The following is a 15,561-nucleotide window of genomic DNA, read 5'->3' on the forward strand; positions in this document are numbered from 1 at the left end:
CACCAGTACCCTCTGAGACCATGCTCACGAGGCCTGCTCCCACACTGGCGGTGCGAATGACCGACTACACCCCGCGACCGGCCCGCTTCGACCAAGCGGCCCGCGATCAGCTGATCGACGCCCATGATCTGGAAGTCACCCAACCCGGCATGCGCACGCTCGGCGCGTGGAGTCATACCGCGCTGGCGCTGCGGGCCGGCGAGAGTGCCCTCGATATCGGGTCGGGCACCGGATCGGAGGTGTTCACCTTCGCCGAGGAAGTCGGGTCCGACGGCACCGCTGTCGGGGTCGAGCCGGATCCGAATCTGCTCGCCTCCGCACAGCGGCGCGCGGTCGAGTCCGGCTCGCGCGCGACGTTCGTCTCCGGCGACGCCTATGGACTGCCGTTCGGCGCCGACACCTTCGACGCGGTGCTGTGTGAACGGGTGTTCCAGCACCTCACCGCACCCGCGCGGGCGGCAGGCGAGATCGCCAGGGTGCTGCGTCCCGGCGGGCGCGCGGTGGTGGTGGACTGCGATTGGGCGACCGCGATCGTGCATCCCGGCAACCCCAGGGTGGTGCGCGCGGTGATCGACACCCTCATCTCGTCGACCACCAACCCGCTCTCGGGTCGTCGGCTCGCCGGCCTGCTCACCGGAGCGGGGCTGCGGGTCGACGAAATCGGCTCGCACGCGCTGGTCCAGGACCGCACCGTCGGCGCGGGCGCCCTGGTCCGCCGAATCGCCGACCTCGCCGCCCTGCGCGGCGTGATCACCGCCGCCGAACGCGACCAACTCCTCGCCGACCTGCAAGCGGGCGCCGACCGAGGCGACATCCACATCTCGGTCACCCTGTTCGGCGCCCTGGCCCACAAGGCCTAGCGGGCTTCAGCCTTCGAGCAGCTTCTCGGTGGCCGCCAACAGCACGCACGTGGCCAGCCCGTCCATCGCCTTTTCCAGTTCCGGCAGCTGCGGGAAGCTGGGGGCGATGCGGATGTTCTTGTCCTCGGGGTCCTTGCCGTACGGGAAGGCCGAGCCCGCGGCGGTGAGCGCGATGCCCGCGTCCTTGGCCAGGGCGATCACCCGGGCGGCGGTGCCGTCGAGCACGTCGAGGCTGATGAAGTAGCCGCCCTTGGGCTCGGTCCACGACGCCACCTTCGACGCGCCGAGGCGGTCTTCCAGAATGCGGCGCACCAGCGCGAACTTGGGTTCGAGCAGAGCGCGGTGCTTCTGCATGTGCTCGCGCACGCCCTCGGCATCGGTGAAGAAGCGCAGGTGCCGCAGCTGGTTGAGCTTGTCGGGGCCGATGCTCTTCTTCGAGGCGTGACCCAGGTACCAGTCGATGTTGGCCTTCGACGCGCCGAAGAAGCTCACACCCGCACCGGCGAAGGTGATCTTGGAGGTGGAAGCGAACACCAGCGGACGGTTCGGGTTGCCCGCCGCCGCGGCGAGGCCGAGCACGTCGACGACCGGGGCCGCGGTATCGGTGAGCGGGTGCACCGCGTAGGCGTTGTCCCAGAACAGGCGGAAGTCCGGTGCCGCGGCCGGCATCGAAACCAGTTCGCGGACAACCTCTTCGGAGAAGACGACGCCGGTGGGGTTGGAGTAGTTCGGCACCGCCCACAGGCCCTTGATCTGCGGATCGTTGGCGAGCAGGGTGGCGATGGCGTGGGTGTCGGGGCCGTCGTGGCGCATCGGGACGGTGATCATCTCGATGCCCAGCGCCTCGGTGATGGCGAAGTGACGGTCGTAGCCGGGGGCCGGACACAGCCACTTGATCGGCTCGTCGACCCAGCGGCGCGAGGAATCGGGGGTGCCGTAGAGCATCGAGAACGCGATGATGTCGTGCATGATCTCGAGGCTGGCGTTGTTGCCCGCCAGCAGTTGGTCGACTCCGATGCCGAGCAGTTCGCCGAAGATCGCGCGCAGTTCGGGCAGGCCGGTGAGGCCACCGTAGTTGCGGCAGTCGGTGCCCGAGCCGTCGCGGAAGTCGCCGTCGCCGGGGAGCGAGAGCAGCGACGAGGACAGGTCGAGTTGTTCCGGCGATGGCTTACCTCGGGTGAGATCCAGCGTGAGCTTCTCGGTCTGGAGCGTCGCGTAATTCGCGGTCTGGGACTCGTGCTCGGACACGAGTTCCTCGTGGCTCATCAAACCGATCTGCGTTTGCCGGGGCATCCTGGGCAGCCTTTCGAAGCAGCAAGGTGGGATTTGCCCGCAACGTTACCCGGCGCTCGCTCGGAATCGGCAGGGTATCCAGCCCCAATCCGGCTCGCACGCTGCGAAGGTGCGTAGGCCGGTGGCGGTCCCCAGAAATTAAAGGGGACCCCGCGCACCCGGCAGAGCCCGTTGACCCTTGCTGCCTTCCGGCCCTGGGGGAGTTCACAGGATGCTCGCCGCGCGGGATCCGTCGGCCAGTGTAGCGGTAGTTTCGGCTACTAGCGATTCCGGTCTTCGAACAGCAGGTCGGCGGCGCGCATGAGGACCTCGAGGCGGGTACGGCCCTCGTGGTCGGCGGCAAGGAAATGGCTGCCGATGGTGGCGCAGAAGGCGAGCAGGCTCCTGGCTTCGACCTCGTCGGGGTCTTCGCAGAACACACCGATTGTCTCGCGCAGCAACGCCATTCGCGCATTGTCGACGCGGCGAAGGCGCGCGGCGACATCGTCGTCGCGGCGGGCCCAGTCGCGGATCGCGAGGTCGATCGGGAGCAGCCGATCGCTGGAGAAGGTGAGCAGCCCGGCCATGCGCGCCTTGGTCCTCGGTTCGAGGGTTGCGACGCGCTCGAGAACCTGGTCGGTCGCCTCGCTTTCCCACACCTCGAGCATGGCGGTGAGCAGCGCGTCACGGTCGGCGAAGTAGCCGTAGAAGCCGCCCTTGGTCACGCCGATGCGCTTGGCCAGCACCTCGATCCGCACCGCGTCGACACCGGACGACGCGAGCACGGACAGGCCTTCCTCGACCCATCTGGCCCGGGGAGTTCGCGCGGTACCCACGACGTGTTCCTCCTCATATTCTGCGGTTGCCACCACAGCGAGTGACCGATCCTCGAGTGTACGCAGCCGTATAGTCACCACGCTGTCGGTGACGCTGACTACCATCTACCCGATATCGGCAGCGGGGGTGCGGTGTTCCCCATGACAGGAGAGGGGGGCTCGGTCGTGACCGGCCCGAATCAGAAACCACCCGGCGACGGCGTGCCACCGTCCGACCCCACCGTCGCCTGGTGGGAGCGCCCCGGCGAAGGCGCAGGTCAGAACCCCGCGCAGGCCGATCCGACGGTGCTGCGCGGCAATATCGGCGCGCCCGGCCCGTACACGGCACCACCTGCGGCCACGCCGTACCAGAGCGGGGCCAATCCGTACACCGCGCCGCCGACGCCCTATCAGAGCGGCGCGAACCAGCAGCCGTATCCGCAGCAGTTCCCCCCGCCTCAGCAGTTCGCCCAGCCTCAGCAGTTCGCGCAGCCGCAAGCCGGTTATCAGGCGCCGCAGCCGCAGTGGGGTACGCCGCCGCGGCCGTCCTCCTCCAGCAACAAGGCTCTGTGGTGGGTGCTCGGGTCGATCACGGTCGTCGCCGTCCTGGTGATCGCGGGCATTGCCTTCGCGGTGAACAAGGCAGGCGACGCGCTCGGCCCCGACTCGGAGAAGTGGGCGGGCAACTACGAGTTCCAGAAGGGCAAGAACGCCTGCGATCTGGTCGATCTTTCCGTGCTGAACCAGTGGGCGACCACCAGGGAGACGACCACGCACACCGAGCGTGAGCCCTACGAGTACATCGGCGGCGGCTCCTACAACTGCGAGGCCAAGAACAAGGACTCCGGCCGCAACGCCGACGAGGCGAGCCTGTCGCTGCACGTCGAGTTCAAATCCGACACCGGCACCGAGTCCGACTACGCCCGCTGGAAGAGCTCCGACACCAGGACCACCGGCAAGGGCTACGAGAACGGCCCGGTGAACGGCCTCGGCAGCGAGGCCTACTACGCCAGCGAGCAGCACACCTACAGCTCGATCAACAACGACTACAGCTACGTCGTCGCCGCGATCGACAGCAATGTGTCGGTGAAGGTGGAGATCAAGGTGTCCACCCTGGGCAGCTACGACCGTGCCGCGATGTCGACCGCCGCCGAAGCGCAGGTCCGCAAGGCCATGGCCGCTTTGAAGAAGTAGCAGGTCAGATGGGGTCGCGGGGGGCCGGTTTGGCATCGACCCCCTGCGACCCGCTATGCTGCTCCACGGAGGATTCGCCTAGTGGCCTATGGCGCTCGCCTGGAACGCGGGTTGGGTTAACGCCCTCAGGGGTTCAAATCCCCTATCCTCCGCAACAGCAGGGCCCTGATCGGTTCGCCGGTCGGGGCCCTGTTCGTTTAATCGGTGGATCTGTCGGTGTGCCCCCGTAGAGTGAGCCCCGACGGTGCGGGAGACCCCCACCACACCCACATATTGTCGTCGCCGCCCCAACACTGATGTGCGTGCCGACACAGTCCCGTGGGTATATAAGCCTTTGCGCAGGTTCGAACTCGGACCGCGCCGGTCGACGCCATGAGCGCGTCGACCGCACAGAAATCAGAAAGTAAGAACGAAGTGAATACAGCACCTGAAACGAGCATCGGGCGCGACGCGTCCGGGCCGATCCGGCTGATGCTGCGTGACCACAAGACCACCACCGGGCCCATCGACGGCGCCTGGTGGCCACGAACCGATCAGCCGATGACCGAGATGCACCAACTGGTGGCAGCGGTCGGACCGCGGATCGGCAAACTGGCCCGACTCGGATTCGACTGGACCACCGGCGAATCCGGCGACAGCACCACCAACAACGAGCAGGCCGCGCGCATCATGCACGTGGTCGGCAGCAACGGCGCCGCGCTCGCGCTGCTTGTCATCCCCGCGGCCACCGAGGCGCCCGCGGCCCGCAGCCAGATGCGCTGGGCGGCGGGCAAGCCGCGCATCCAGGACCCGGCGCCCGCCGACACAGCGGCCGACGGGCCCCGAACACTCGTCCAGATCTAATTCATCGGTCGCTGGTGTAAGTCGGGTCGAAGTCGCGCGGCGCACCACGGCGACTCAGCAAGCGGTCGAACCACTCACCCAGGATGACGCCCGCCGCCAGCGCACAGCCCACACCGAACGCACCGAGGATCTGCCCGAACCCGAGCACCGTCTCGTCATCGAGCAGGGCGTACAGCCCGCGATACACCTTCAGACCGGGCAGCAGCGGCGTGATCCCCGCCGCGGCGACGACCAACGGCGGCGTGAGCGCGCGACGCGCCATCAGACCACCGACGAGACCGATCAGCGTCGCCGCCAGGCCCGATGCCACCACCGGACCGAAGCCGACGTACTGTGCGCCGAGGAAGACCATGGTGCCGCCCGCGCCGCTGAGCCCGGCCGCGACCAGCGCCCGCCGCTCGGCGTAACAGGCCATCGCGAACGCGATCGCCGCGACAGCACCGGCGATCAGTTTGATCGGCAGATACTCGATATCGCGACCAGCGCTCGCCGCGATCTCCGGTACCGCGATCCCCAACATGGTCGAAATACGCAGCGCCAGGCCGATACCCGCGACAATGCCCGCGGTCATCATCACCACTTCGAGCATGCGGGCCGCGGCGGTGATCGGCGCGCCGGTGATCGCGTCCTGCACCGAACCCACCAACTGCAAACCCGACAGCAACACCGTGATCCCCGCGGCCACGATCAGCGCGGCGTCGGCCTTCCAGTGGTCGCTGAATGCGGCGAGCGCGATGGCGGGAGTGGCGGCGACGACGCCGCCGATCATGTTCTGGAAGAACAGCGGCAGACCGAGCTGATGCAGCACCCGGTTCACCACATCGATCACCGCGGTGGTGGCGAAACTGATCGCGGCGAGCAGGAACCCACCGCCGAGCAGCACCGCGATCGCCGCCGCCAGCAGCGACCAGCCCGCCGTGGATACCCAGCGCGGATAGGGGTGGCGCGAGGAGATGAGTTCGTCGAGCGCGGCGTGCGCCTGATCGACGGGCACGATCTGGCTGCGGATGCGGCGGGTGAGGCGGTCGACCGCGGCCAGCCGGGTGAAGTCGAGCGAGCGGTACTTCACCACGCGCATGTCGCTGGCGGGCGGTAGTCGCGTCCCACGGTCGGCCCAGATACGGATCGCGTCGAAGGTGACGTCGATGTCGCAGTTGTTCAGACCGTAGGTGGAGGCGATGAAACGGACCTGCGCGGTGGTGTCACCGACACCGGTACCCGCCGCGAGCACGACCTCGCCCACCCGCACCGCCAGGTCGAGCACCTGCGAGACCTCGGCATCGTCGGACAGGTCGATCGGTTGCAGCGGGGTCGGCGCGGCGACGATGTTGTCGGCGGTGGCGCGCTGGGAGGGCAGCACGAACGGCCGGCGCAGTCGCCACCAGCGCTGTCGCAGACCTGGGCGTTCGGTAATGGTGGCGCCGTCGCCTTCCGCCAGTGGGTCCGCACTCATACCTCGACGGTAGTGGGGATCGCAGGCCGTTCGGCATCTCGCAATCACTTCGTCAACGTGTCGGGCCCACTGACCTGGAGTTCACCCCTCAGTCGTCGTCGATGAGGCCGGTGCTGTAGGCCGTCGCGGTCAGGTGCTGGAGGCAGCGGGGACCGCAGTCATTGTGTTGAGTCAGCACGAAACGGGCCTGCTGCAGCGAAGAAATGGAAGAATCGGCCGCACAGTCGGCATGTGCGGCGCGCCAGTGCTCTTCGTGACAGCGAAGGGCGGCGTGTGATGTCGGTGCGGATGTGTCCAGCAGGGTGTGACGGGAGGGGCCGGCAATGGAGGCGATGACTGCATGAACACCGGGACGGGGAAAGTGATCCAGGAGCGGCGCAGGTTGCTCGGGCTCTCGCAGCCCGCGCTGGCTACCGCGATCGGGGTGAGCTCGCGCCAGATCACCAGGTACGAGTCCGAGGAGCAGTCGCCCACGCTGCCGGTCGCGGTCCGGCTGGCCGACGCGCTGCAGGTCTCGCTGGCGGAACTGGCGGGCATCGTGGACAACCGCGTCGACCTGGCCGGTCGCTGGTGGGCAGCCTGGCAGAAACCGGCGAATCACCCGGACGAGGTCGAGGTAGCGGCGGTGACCATCCGGCACGAGGGCGACCATCTGATGCTCGACTCGGCCGCCGAACCGCCTGCGCCCGAAGCTGATCCGACCACGCAGATGCGCGGCGAGATGCGCGTCTGGGAGGGCGAGGCGCTCACGGGATGGATGCGCGGGATGGATATCGCGTTCCCGGTCGGCACCATCTACTACGCGCTGCATCCCCAGGGTGCTCATGCGGTCGGCTCGTGGACGACGAAATCGGGCCCTGACGGTCTCGTGCGCGGTTGGAGCGTCCTGGCGCGGGAGAAGTCCGATGCCGAGAAGCTGCTCGCGGAGATGTTGCGCACCGATGGCAGCGTCGAGTCGTGGCCGGGTCCCTCGCGTTCTGCTTGAAGCCGCCGCCGGATCTCGCCGACGCTCGGTCGCGTGCGTTCGGCGGGCGGGGTGAGTAGTAGGTAGCGGCACAGCGCCCCGAACACGAACAGCCCCAGAGCAATCCACAGATAGATCTCCATCGGTTCCCCTCCGAATCGAGTCGGTGTCTGCACGAGTGGCGCGTATGGTGGTCGCTGAGCCGCCGAGAAAAAGTATGGTCGCCGTCAAGACCTTTTGGACAGCAAAAAGCGTCTACAAACGTCTACAGTTCTCTACGATGGATTCATGTCCAGTCGGGGCGAGCAGGGGAACGGCGTCGTCGGAGCTCGGTTGCGGCGGTTGCGCGAAGAAGCCGGATTGTCGTTGGCCGCGTTGGCCACGCGCGTTCCGTACAGCAGGGCCGCGCTCGGTCACTACGAAACCGGTACGCGGGCTGCATCTTTCGAGGTAATCGCCTGGTACGAGCGGGTGCACGCGCAGTCGGCGCTGCCCGTCACCCGTCGGCGTGATCCACGTGCGGCCGATTCCGGCCTGGCGATCGCCACCGCGCACCCCCCGCTCATCGAGATCGGGCGACCGCACCAGACCCACAGCGGCGCAGGCTACTTCTGCCCGTTCCGGATCGACGGCGTGATCGAAGGATCAGCGGGCGGAACCGATCCGGCGACAGCGCTGCACTCAGCGCTACTGGCGGTGGGCGCCGAGTTGAACCGAGCGGGAAACAGCGTCGGCCTCGGTCTGATTCGGTGAAGGGGCTCAACGATGCGCCGCGACCACCGCGGCCAGCGCGTCGGTGAGCCGTTCCAGATAGCGATCAGGATCGGGCATTACTCGCAGATCGGAATGTACTGACAGCGTGACGGTTTCGCCGATGCCGTGCACGCCGTGGGTCACGTGCATGACGGTGCCCAAGGCGGGAAAACCGCCGGTGAACAGGACCGGGGCCCCGGCGAAGGCGAGGTCGTCGGCACCTCGGTAGACGCTGGAGACGACGGTGTTGCCGTCGAGCGCGGCGGGAACGGTGTCCAGGTCGGCGCGTTCGACATCGCGTACCGCGAGCACAGACGGCACCACCTCGCCGACTCGATCCTGTGCCAGGAACAGCGGATTCAGCGCCCGTTCGCGACGGGCGGCGAGTTCTTCGGCGATGAGGTTCGCGCGCAGGCGCAGGTCGGGTTCGTCGATGTGCAGGTCGATGGACAGTCCGCGGTAGTTGTTGCGGGCCTTGCCGCGAGTCGGAAGTGCCATCGGCAGGGCCGTCCCCAGCCTTTCGGGTCGCTCGCCGCGCTCGGTGAGGTAGTCACACAATCCTCGCGAAATCGCCGTCAGCGCAAGCACAGTGACGGTTTTGCCCAGATTGCGGAGATCGGTGGCGTCCATGACCAGCATGCGCACACTGCGATCACCCACCGCAACTGCCGGGTTCAGCGCGCACGGCGCGAATCCGGTTGCGGCCGCGGGTACTTCACCCGCTTCGGTTCGATCGGCCAATTCCCGCTGCGCCAGGTAGGCGGCACGTCCGCGCCACATCGTGGCAGCCAGTTGCTGGGGAAAACGCAGCACTCCAAGCCATCTCGGATCTACCCGTCGAGCAATCCATCCACAGGGTTGTCCACAGGTTTCCACAGGCTGTGTGGAAGTTTGTGCAGGTCCGACCGGGAGATATGCCGAGTTATCCACAGGCGCACCGGGTGTGCTGTGGACAACAGCAGCGCCGAAGAGGGCTCGGGCGATGGCGGCGGCGCGGGTGCCGTCGGCGAGCGCGTGCGAAAGTTGCAGCACCACCACCACAACGGGCTCCGACGTCCGCGGCGCACCGCGGACACCACGGAAAACATGGATGCGCCAGGGATATTCGGTCGCGACTACGCCGGTTCCCAGAAGTTCGCCCAGATCGGCGAGCAGCGCCTGCCAGGACAGCCCGTCCGGCTGGTGGTGCACGAATTGCTGGGACGCGAATTCGGCGGGAACCCAGCGTGGATATCCGAAATCGCCCGGAATCTCGCGCAACCGGATCCGGAGGTCCGGAATGCACGCGGCGCGCGCGGCGACGATTGCGCGCAGTTCGTCGGTGGCGGAATCGGTTTCGGCGAAAGAGTAGAGCAGGAACACATCGTTGGCGGTGCGGCGCGACAGCCAGTACATCGTCGCGTCACGCGCGGCCATCGTGGTCATCCGGCCACGATAGGCCAACCCGTTCAGGTCACTGAGAAGGCCCCGAGTCCGTTCGACTCGGGGCCGGTGTTGCCCGTTTCATACGCCTGCGCACGGCTCAGCCGCGCGCGAACTCTCCGGCGGTGACATCAGCCAAAAAGGCCTGCCACTGCCCCGGACCGAAGGCCAGCACGGGTCCGCGGCCGCGGTCCTTGGTGTCGCGAACGGCGATATCGCCGCCGGCGAGAAAGGCCACTTCGACGCAGTTCCCATCGGGTCCGCTGTAGGTGCTCTTCCGCCACACAGCGTCGGTCACATCAACTTCCACGACACTTGCTCCTTTGGTTCATCGAGAAGAGGGATAACTCCTGGATTCGTTGAACATTGTCGAAATCCGGCAGAAGCGATGAGTTACTTCGTGGCACACAAGGCACTGCCACACGGGGCGCGCAACCGACCGGCACGAACCAGCACATCGAGGTGTTTCCGCCTCCGGGGGCTGCCCCCGCGGAAGAAACACTAGCAGGTCTTCCGCAATGTTGCGGAAGAGAATTTGCTTTCCCATTTCGTTTTGCCAAGGTTGCGAAGCTTCACGTTTGCGGGGACATTGCCAGCCGCCTTACCCATTCCCCATCCGGTTGACACATCCGGATTTACCTCCATGTGATTGGTCCGTGATACGTCAAATTCTCGAGCACAACATCTGTCACATCAGCACCATCGAGGGCGGACAGGGATCATGGGGTAATGATCGCCCGTGACCGTGACACTGCAGGTCGTGCCCGTAACGACCGACCCCGCGACCGACTCGGCCGACCGCTGCCCCCCGGCAGTGCCGGAGTCGCCCGAATCCCCGACGATCTCGAGCTCGGACCCCAGCAAACTCTCACCTTCGCTCAGCAACTGCTGGACGACGGATTGGCATTCAACGCCCACGAGGTATTGGAAGCGGCATGGAAGAACGGCCCGGTTGCCGAGCGGATGCTCTGGCAGGGACTGGCCCAATACGCCGTCGGCCTCACCCACATCCAGCGTGGCAACACCAAAGGTGCGGGTACTCTGCTGCGCCGGGCCAGTGAGCGACTCGGGTCCTATCCGGCGAACGCCCAGCAGCACGATGTGGACCTGACCGGGCTGATCGCGCACGCGCGGGAGCTGCTCGACGCGCTCGACGCCGGTGCGCCGATCACCGAGGAACAGCTGCGTACACGACTGCGCCGAGCGCCCGCATAGGATCCAGGGGTGCCGACGAGTCCGCCGACCAGCAACGGCGCGCCTGCGAGCGCCGTGGACAACGCGCGTCCGGGAGCCGGGCGCTACGCCCCGAGTCCGTCGGGCGAGCTGCACGTGGGCAACCTGCGCACGGCCGTGCTGGCCTGGCTGTTCGCGCGAACTTCCGCGCGAGAGTTCCTTATTCGTGTCGACGATCTCGACCGCGTTCGCCCCGGCGCCGCCCAACGCCAGCTCGACGACCTCGCCGCGATCGGCATCGACTGGGACGGACCGGTGGTCTACCAATCCGATCGGCTCCCGCTCTACGAGGCCGCGGTCGCCGAGCTGACCGCAGCCGGGCGCACCTATGAATGCTTCTGCACCAGAAGAGAAATACAGCAGGCCGCCACCGCCCCACACGGACCGATGGGCGCCTACCCCGGCACCTGCCGCGACCTGAGCGAGGCCGAGCGCACCGCCCGACGAGCCGAAGGTCGCGTCGGCGCAGTGCGTTTGCGAGCCGAGGTGAACGAATACGAATTCACCGACCTGCTGCACGGCCGATATCGGGGCGCCGTCGACGATTTGGTGTTGCGCCGAGGCGACGGCATCCCCGCCTACAACCTCACCGTGGTGGTCGACGATGCCGCCCAAGGCGTCGACCAGGTGGTTCGCGGTGACGACCTGCTGGCGTCGACCCCGCGTCAGGCGTACCTGGCGCAACTGCTCGGACTCACCGTGCCGACCTACGCGCACGTGCCCCTTGTGCTCAACGAACAGGGCAAACGCCTGGCCAAACGCGATGGGGCCGTGAGCCTTTCGGACCAGCTCGCCCTGGGCAACACGCCCGAGGACGTGGTGGCGGCGATCGCGGATTCACTCGGATACACCGCACGCACGACTGCCGAGCTACGCGAAGTTTTCGACCCCACCCGCATCCCTGAGAAACCATGGATACTCGAGCCCATCGGGTTGTTCCGACCAGACCGATGTCCGTAACGTACGCATCGACCGATCTAGAAGATCAAAACGAGGACTGAGATTATGACCAGCGGTGGTTACGACCCCAACCAGTACCCGCAGGGCGGTCAGCCCGGCGGCTACGGCCAGGACCCCTACGGCCAGCAGCAGCCGCAGCCGGGCTACGGACAGCAGCAGCCGTACGGCCAGCCCGCACACGGCGGCGCACCCCAGCCGGGTTACGGCCAGCCGGATCCGTACGGTCAGCAGCAGCCGCCGTACGGCCAGGACCCGTACGCGCAGCCCGCTTACGGCCAGGCCAGCTACGGTCAGCAGGACTTCGGCGGCGTGCAGCCTGCCGACCTCGGTATCCGCTTCGGTGCGCGGTTCATCGACGGCCTCATCATCGGCGTTCCGATGTTCTTCGTGAACATGGCGATCGGCTTCGCCTTCCTGGACAACATGATCGTGGGCAACATCATCACCGCGCTCATCGGTGCGATCGCCTACGTCGGCTACAACGTCGCCTTCGAGGTGACCCAGGGCACCACGCTGGGCAAGAAGCTGCTCGGCCTGCGGGTCCTCGCCCCCGGTGGAGCACCGAAGCTCACCCCCGAGACCTCGCTCAAGCGCAACATCTTCCTGGTCCCGCAGGCCATCTACTGCATCGGCCAGCTGGTGAGCGTCGGCCTGATGATCTACATCGCGGTCACCATCAGCAACGACCCGAACAAGCAGGGCTGGCACGACAAGTTCGCAGGCGGCACGCAGGTCGTCAAGGGCTGATCCCCTTCACCTGACGAAAACAGCAGGGGCGCTTCCGGATTGCCGGAAGCGCCCCTGTTCGTTCGAGATCAGTAGGTAGACGAGTCCATCTCGCCCATCACGCCGAGCACGACGAAAAACAGAATGTAGAGAATCCAGCCGACGATCGCGGCGACACCGATCCAGATGCCCGCTTGCGCCATCCCCTTACCTTCGCCGCCGCGTTCCTTGATCTGGTTGAGTGCCATCACGCCGAGAATGATGCCGACCACCGAGCCGAGGCCACAGCTGCAGAAACCGATCAGCGAGGACACCAGCGCGCCGATCGCCAGCCCGTTGGTGCCCTGCGGTTGCGGGTACTGCCCGTACGGCTGGTACGCACCCGCGGCCGGATAACCGCCGTACTGCGGCGGCTGCCCGTAAGCGGGCTGCTGCGGGTACTGCGGCTGGCCGGGCTGCTGGTATTGCGGCTGCGACTGCTGCGGATACTGCGGCTGCGAAGGAGGCGGCGCCGGCTGCTGTGGGTACTGCGGCGACGACGGGTAGTTAGAAGGCTGCGACGGCTGGGGATGTTGCGGCACCGAACCCGGCGCGCCGGACTCCGGCGACACGCCAGAGCCGCCGTACTGCTTCCACCACTCGTCGGAATCGCCGGGATTCGTCATAACGACAGCGTATTCCATCAGCGCCCGTTGAGCGCTGGCGCTGTCGAGGCGGACCCGTTCGGCACCTGGGAGAATAGGGGCCGTGACTGATACGAATTCGCTCGACAAGCCCGCTCAATCTGGGCACCCCGCGCCGGAACATGCGGCATTCGCCCAGGTTGCGCGGGGGTTCTATCCGGTAATCGTCGCGCTGTTCACCGCGACGCTGATCATCTCCAACATCTGCGCCACCAAGGGCGTGGAGTTCTTCACCGACAGTTCGGTGATGCTGGGCCCGATCCAGATCCTGCCGATCGCGACCGACGGCGCCTTCTTCCTGTTCCCGCTGGCCTACATCCTCGGCGACGTGCTCAGCGAGGTCTACGGCTTCCGCGCCACCCGCCACGCCATCTACACCGGTTTCGCCGCGCTGCTGCTCACCGTCGGCTGCTTCTACGTGGCTATCGGCCTGCCCGCCGCCGGTTTCTACGAGAACCAGGAAGCCTTCCGCACCGTTCTCGGCACCACTCCGCAGCTGGTGCTCGCGGGCCTGGCCGGCTACTTCGTCGGCCAGCTCCTGAACTCGGCCACCCTGGTGCTGATCAAGGAACGCACCAAGGAAAAGCACCTGTGGGCCCGGCTCATCGGCTCGACCGTCGTTGGCGAGTTCGCCGACACCCTCATCTTCTGCTCGATCGCGGCCACCGCCATCGGCATCAACACCTGGCAGTCGTTCATCAACTACGTGATCGTCGGCTTCCTGTGGAAGACCCTGTGCGAGATCCTGGTCATGCCGATCACCTACCGCGTCATCGCGATCCTGAAAAAGACCGAACCCACCTACGCCCCCGCGAAGGCCCCCGCCCTCCACGACTGACACCCCCCAGCTCCACCATAACCACCCTCCCAGCCCCCACGCCCGACCCCTAGGGAGGGCCGCCGCGCAGCGGCGGTAGCGGCCCGGCCGCGAGTTAGCCGCCGTTGCGACGAGGCGAAGCCTCCAGCAACGGCGGCTAACTCGCGGCCCCCAGGGGGCCGCGCTCGAGCGCGCCAGCGCTCCAATAAACACAGCGTCAAACCATCTGGGACTACTCAAACCCCGAAGCTCTGCCGAACAACCACCCCTTACTCCCCCGGCACCTTGATCCGCCCCCGCCACTGGCCGAGGAATTCCTTCTTGAACTCGTCGAAGTACCCGCCTTCGATGCTGGCCCTGATCCGGTCGACGAGACGAATCGTGAAGCGCTCGTTGTGAATCGTGCACAGCGTCGCCGAGAGCATCTCCTTGGCCTTGAACAGGTGATGCAGGTAGGCGCGGGTGTAGTTGGCGCAGGTGTAGCAGTCGCAGTTCTCGTCGATCGGGGTGAAATCGCGCTTGAATCGGGCGGTGTTGATGTTGAACCGGCCCTCGTCGACGTAGATCGCCGCGTTGCGCGCCACCCGTGACGGGTTCACACAGTCGAACGTGTCCGCCCCGTTCTCGATCGCGGTGAACATGTCCTCTGGCTCGCTGATCCCCAGCATGTGGCGCGGTTTCGCCTCGGGCAGCTCGTCACAGCACCAGCCGACGATGGTCCCGAGGTTGTGCTTCTCGAGCGCACCGCCGATGCCGTAACCGTCGAATTCCGTTCCGCCACTTCCCCGGATCGTCTCCAGTTCACGACAAGCCTTGCGGCGCAGGTCTTCGTACTGCGCGCCCTGGATCACCGCGAACAGCGCCTGATACGGCCGATGACTGCGCGCGGCGGTCAGCCGTTCGTGTTCGTCGATGCACCGCTGCGCCCACTCGTGCGTGCGCTGCAGCGACTTCTCTTGATAGCCACGGGTATTCATCAGCGTGGTCAGCTCGTCGAAGGCGAACATGATGTCGGCGCCCAACTGGTGCTGGATCCCCATCGACACCTCGGGCGTGAACCGGTGCTTCGAACCGTCCAGGTGCGAGCGGAAGGTAACCCCGTCATCGTCGACCGTCGCCAGCCGTTCCTTACCCGCGGCGATCACCTGATCGGACCGGACCCCGACGGCCTCCATCGCGAGGACCTTCTTGAACCCGACCCCGAGCGACATCACCTGGAACCCGCCGCTGTCGGTGAAGGTGGGACCCGGCCAGTTCATGAACTTCCCGAGCCCACCGGCCTCGTCGACCACATCCGAACCGGGCTGCAGGTACAGGTGGTAGGCGTTGGCCAGCAGCGCCTGCGCCCCGATCTCGCGCATGGTCTCCGGCAGCACGGCCTTCACCGACGCCTTCGTCCCCACCGGGATGAACGCGGGCGTCGCGATCTCACCGTGCGGGGTGCTGATCACTCCGGTGCGACCGTGCCGACCCCCGTCGAGACGGGTGCCTACTGTGAACGCGAACTCGCTGGTATCAGCCACGCACTCATCGTGCCAGTGACACGACCAACACCAAACCCGGCCC

16 protein-coding genes, 1 tRNA gene and 1 other RNA gene are annotated in these 15,561 nt (G+C 66.7%); 10 read left to right on the forward strand and 8 right to left on the reverse strand.

What is annotated here, in order from left to right; genetic code table 11:
- Positions 1 to 56: 56 nt before the first annotated feature.
- Positions 57 to 860 carry a methyltransferase domain-containing protein gene (locus ACFWUP_RS24970; protein WP_379238211.1) on the forward strand — a complete coding sequence of 268 codons (804 nt, stop codon included), beginning with the start codon at positions 57 to 59 and terminating at the stop codon, positions 858 to 860.
- A 6-nt stretch (positions 861 to 866) separates the two neighbouring features.
- On the opposite strand, the gene ACFWUP_RS24975 is transcribed toward ACFWUP_RS24970, so the two are convergent.
- The 3 genes from ACFWUP_RS24975 to ACFWUP_RS24985 form a co-directional block, all read right to left on the reverse strand.
- Complete coding sequence (locus ACFWUP_RS24975) at positions 867 to 2,153, reverse strand: aminotransferase class I/II-fold pyridoxal phosphate-dependent enzyme (RefSeq protein WP_379238213.1); 1,287 nt, start codon at positions 2,151 to 2,153, stop codon at positions 867 to 869.
- A gap of 139 nt (positions 2,154 to 2,292) precedes the next feature.
- An RNA gene (gene ffs, locus ACFWUP_RS24980) (signal recognition particle sRNA small type) lies at positions 2,293 to 2,387 on the reverse strand.
- Between the two features lie 26 nt (positions 2,388 to 2,413).
- Positions 2,414 to 2,968 carry a TetR/AcrR family transcriptional regulator gene (locus tag ACFWUP_RS24985; protein ID WP_379238215.1) on the reverse strand — a complete coding sequence of 185 codons (555 nt, stop codon included), beginning with the start codon at positions 2,966 to 2,968 and terminating at the stop codon, positions 2,414 to 2,416.
- Between the two features lie 141 nt (positions 2,969 to 3,109).
- Here ACFWUP_RS24985 and ACFWUP_RS24990 point away from each other — a divergent pair, with 141 nt between their 5' ends.
- The 3 genes from ACFWUP_RS24990 (at position 3,110) to ACFWUP_RS25000 (ending at position 4,984) form a co-directional block, all read left to right on the forward strand.
- Positions 3,110 to 4,141, forward strand: coding sequence for a hypothetical protein (locus tag ACFWUP_RS24990; protein WP_379238217.1), 1,032 nt, complete (start codon positions 3,110 to 3,112; stop codon positions 4,139 to 4,141).
- Between the two features lie 67 nt (positions 4,142 to 4,208).
- Positions 4,209 to 4,293, forward strand: a tRNA-Ser gene (locus ACFWUP_RS24995).
- Between the two features lie 262 nt (positions 4,294 to 4,555).
- Positions 4,556 to 4,984, forward strand: a complete 429-nt coding sequence (locus ACFWUP_RS25000; protein WP_379238219.1) for a DUF5994 family protein — start codon at positions 4,556 to 4,558, stop codon at positions 4,982 to 4,984.
- A gap of 1 nt (position 4,985) precedes the next feature.
- Here the strand turns inward: ACFWUP_RS25000 and ACFWUP_RS25005 are convergent, their stop codons facing one another.
- Positions 4,986 to 6,437 (reverse strand): threonine/serine exporter ThrE family protein, encoded by a 1,452-nt coding sequence (locus ACFWUP_RS25005; protein WP_379238221.1) that lies wholly within the window; start codon positions 6,435 to 6,437, stop codon positions 4,986 to 4,988.
- Between the two features lie 340 nt (positions 6,438 to 6,777).
- On the opposite strand from ACFWUP_RS25005, the gene ACFWUP_RS25010 reads away from it, so the two are divergent.
- Positions 6,778 to 7,422, forward strand: a complete 645-nt coding sequence (locus ACFWUP_RS25010) for a helix-turn-helix domain-containing protein (RefSeq protein ID WP_379238223.1) — start codon at positions 6,778 to 6,780, stop codon at positions 7,420 to 7,422.
- Between the two features lie 267 nt (positions 7,423 to 7,689).
- On the forward strand, positions 7,690 to 8,154 hold the full coding sequence (locus ACFWUP_RS25015) for a helix-turn-helix domain-containing protein (protein ID WP_379238224.1): 465 nt from the start codon (positions 7,690 to 7,692) through the stop codon (positions 8,152 to 8,154).
- Between the two features lie 6 nt (positions 8,155 to 8,160).
- Here ACFWUP_RS25015 and ACFWUP_RS25020 read toward each other — a convergent pair whose 3' ends face one another.
- Positions 8,161 to 9,579, reverse strand: a complete 1,419-nt coding sequence (locus tag ACFWUP_RS25020; protein WP_379238226.1) for a hypothetical protein — start codon at positions 9,577 to 9,579, stop codon at positions 8,161 to 8,163.
- Between the two features lie 97 nt (positions 9,580 to 9,676).
- Entirely contained in the window at positions 9,677 to 9,886 is a 210-nt protein-coding gene (locus tag ACFWUP_RS25025; protein ID WP_067454579.1) for a DUF397 domain-containing protein, read from the reverse strand.
- 419 nt (positions 9,887 to 10,305) lie between these two features.
- On the opposite strand from ACFWUP_RS25025, the gene ACFWUP_RS25030 reads away from it, so the two are divergent.
- Genes ACFWUP_RS25030 through ACFWUP_RS25040 form a run of 3 tightly spaced genes read left to right on the forward strand, consistent with a single transcriptional unit; the run spans position 10,306 to position 12,516 of the window.
- The gene (locus ACFWUP_RS25030; RefSeq protein WP_379238228.1) at positions 10,306 to 10,791 is read left to right on the forward strand and encodes a DUF309 domain-containing protein; all 486 of its coding nucleotides are present in this window, start codon (positions 10,306 to 10,308) and stop codon (positions 10,789 to 10,791) included.
- Positions 10,792 to 10,845: 54 nt separating this feature from the next.
- Positions 10,846 to 11,769 (forward strand): tRNA glutamyl-Q(34) synthetase GluQRS, encoded by a 924-nt coding sequence (gene gluQRS / locus ACFWUP_RS25035; protein WP_379238304.1) that lies wholly within the window; start codon positions 10,846 to 10,848, stop codon positions 11,767 to 11,769.
- A gap of 45 nt (positions 11,770 to 11,814) precedes the next feature.
- A complete protein-coding gene (locus tag ACFWUP_RS25040; RefSeq protein ID WP_379238230.1) occupies positions 11,815 to 12,516 on the forward strand; it encodes an RDD family protein in 702 nt (233 codons plus the stop codon).
- Between the two features lie 68 nt (positions 12,517 to 12,584).
- On the opposite strand, the gene ACFWUP_RS25045 is transcribed toward ACFWUP_RS25040, so the two are convergent.
- Positions 12,585 to 13,160: a DUF4190 domain-containing protein gene (locus tag ACFWUP_RS25045; protein ID WP_379238232.1), complete on the reverse strand. Its 576-nt coding sequence runs from the start codon at positions 13,158 to 13,160 to the stop codon at positions 12,585 to 12,587.
- A gap of 82 nt (positions 13,161 to 13,242) precedes the next feature.
- On the opposite strand from ACFWUP_RS25045, the gene ACFWUP_RS25050 reads away from it, so the two are divergent.
- Complete coding sequence (locus tag ACFWUP_RS25050) at positions 13,243 to 14,016, forward strand: queuosine precursor transporter (RefSeq protein ID WP_379238234.1); 774 nt, start codon at positions 13,243 to 13,245, stop codon at positions 14,014 to 14,016.
- A gap of 248 nt (positions 14,017 to 14,264) precedes the next feature.
- On the opposite strand, the gene tgt is transcribed toward ACFWUP_RS25050, so the two are convergent.
- Positions 14,265 to 15,518: a tRNA guanosine(34) transglycosylase Tgt gene (gene tgt / locus ACFWUP_RS25055; protein ID WP_379238236.1), complete on the reverse strand. Its 1,254-nt coding sequence runs from the start codon at positions 15,516 to 15,518 to the stop codon at positions 14,265 to 14,267.
- Positions 15,519 to 15,561 lie beyond the last annotated feature (43 nt).

This window comes from Nocardia sp. NPDC058658 (genome assembly GCF_042716665.1).
Classification (GTDB): domain Bacteria; phylum Actinomycetota; class Actinomycetes; order Mycobacteriales; family Mycobacteriaceae; genus Nocardia.

What these genes read in the sequence shown, in the direction of transcription:
- ACFWUP_RS24970 (WP_379238211.1), top strand. Translation starts at nt 57, where the DNA reads ATGACCGACTACACCCCGCGACCGGCCCGCTTCGACCAAGCGGCCCGC.
- ACFWUP_RS24975 (WP_379238213.1), bottom strand. Translation starts at nt 2,153, where the DNA reads ATGCCCCGGCAAACGCAGATCGGTTTGATGAGCCACGAGGAACTCGTG.
- ACFWUP_RS24990 (WP_379238217.1), top strand. Translation starts at nt 3,110, where the DNA reads ATGACAGGAGAGGGGGGCTCGGTCGTGACCGGCCCGAATCAGAAACCA.
- ACFWUP_RS25005 (WP_379238221.1), bottom strand. Translation starts at nt 6,437, where the DNA reads ATGAGTGCGGACCCACTGGCGGAAGGCGACGGCGCCACCATTACCGAA.
- ACFWUP_RS25010 (WP_379238223.1), top strand. Translation starts at nt 6,778, where the DNA reads ATGAACACCGGGACGGGGAAAGTGATCCAGGAGCGGCGCAGGTTGCTC.
- ACFWUP_RS25015 (WP_379238224.1), top strand. Translation starts at nt 7,690, where the DNA reads ATGTCCAGTCGGGGCGAGCAGGGGAACGGCGTCGTCGGAGCTCGGTTG.
- ACFWUP_RS25020 (WP_379238226.1), bottom strand. Translation starts at nt 9,579, where the DNA reads ATGACCACGATGGCCGCGCGTGACGCGACGATGTACTGGCTGTCGCGC.
- ACFWUP_RS25030 (WP_379238228.1), top strand. Translation starts at nt 10,306, where the DNA reads ATGATCGCCCGTGACCGTGACACTGCAGGTCGTGCCCGTAACGACCGA.
- ACFWUP_RS25040 (WP_379238230.1), top strand. Translation starts at nt 11,815, where the DNA reads ATGACCAGCGGTGGTTACGACCCCAACCAGTACCCGCAGGGCGGTCAG.
- ACFWUP_RS25045 (WP_379238232.1), bottom strand. Translation starts at nt 13,160, where the DNA reads ATGACGAATCCCGGCGATTCCGACGAGTGGTGGAAGCAGTACGGCGGC.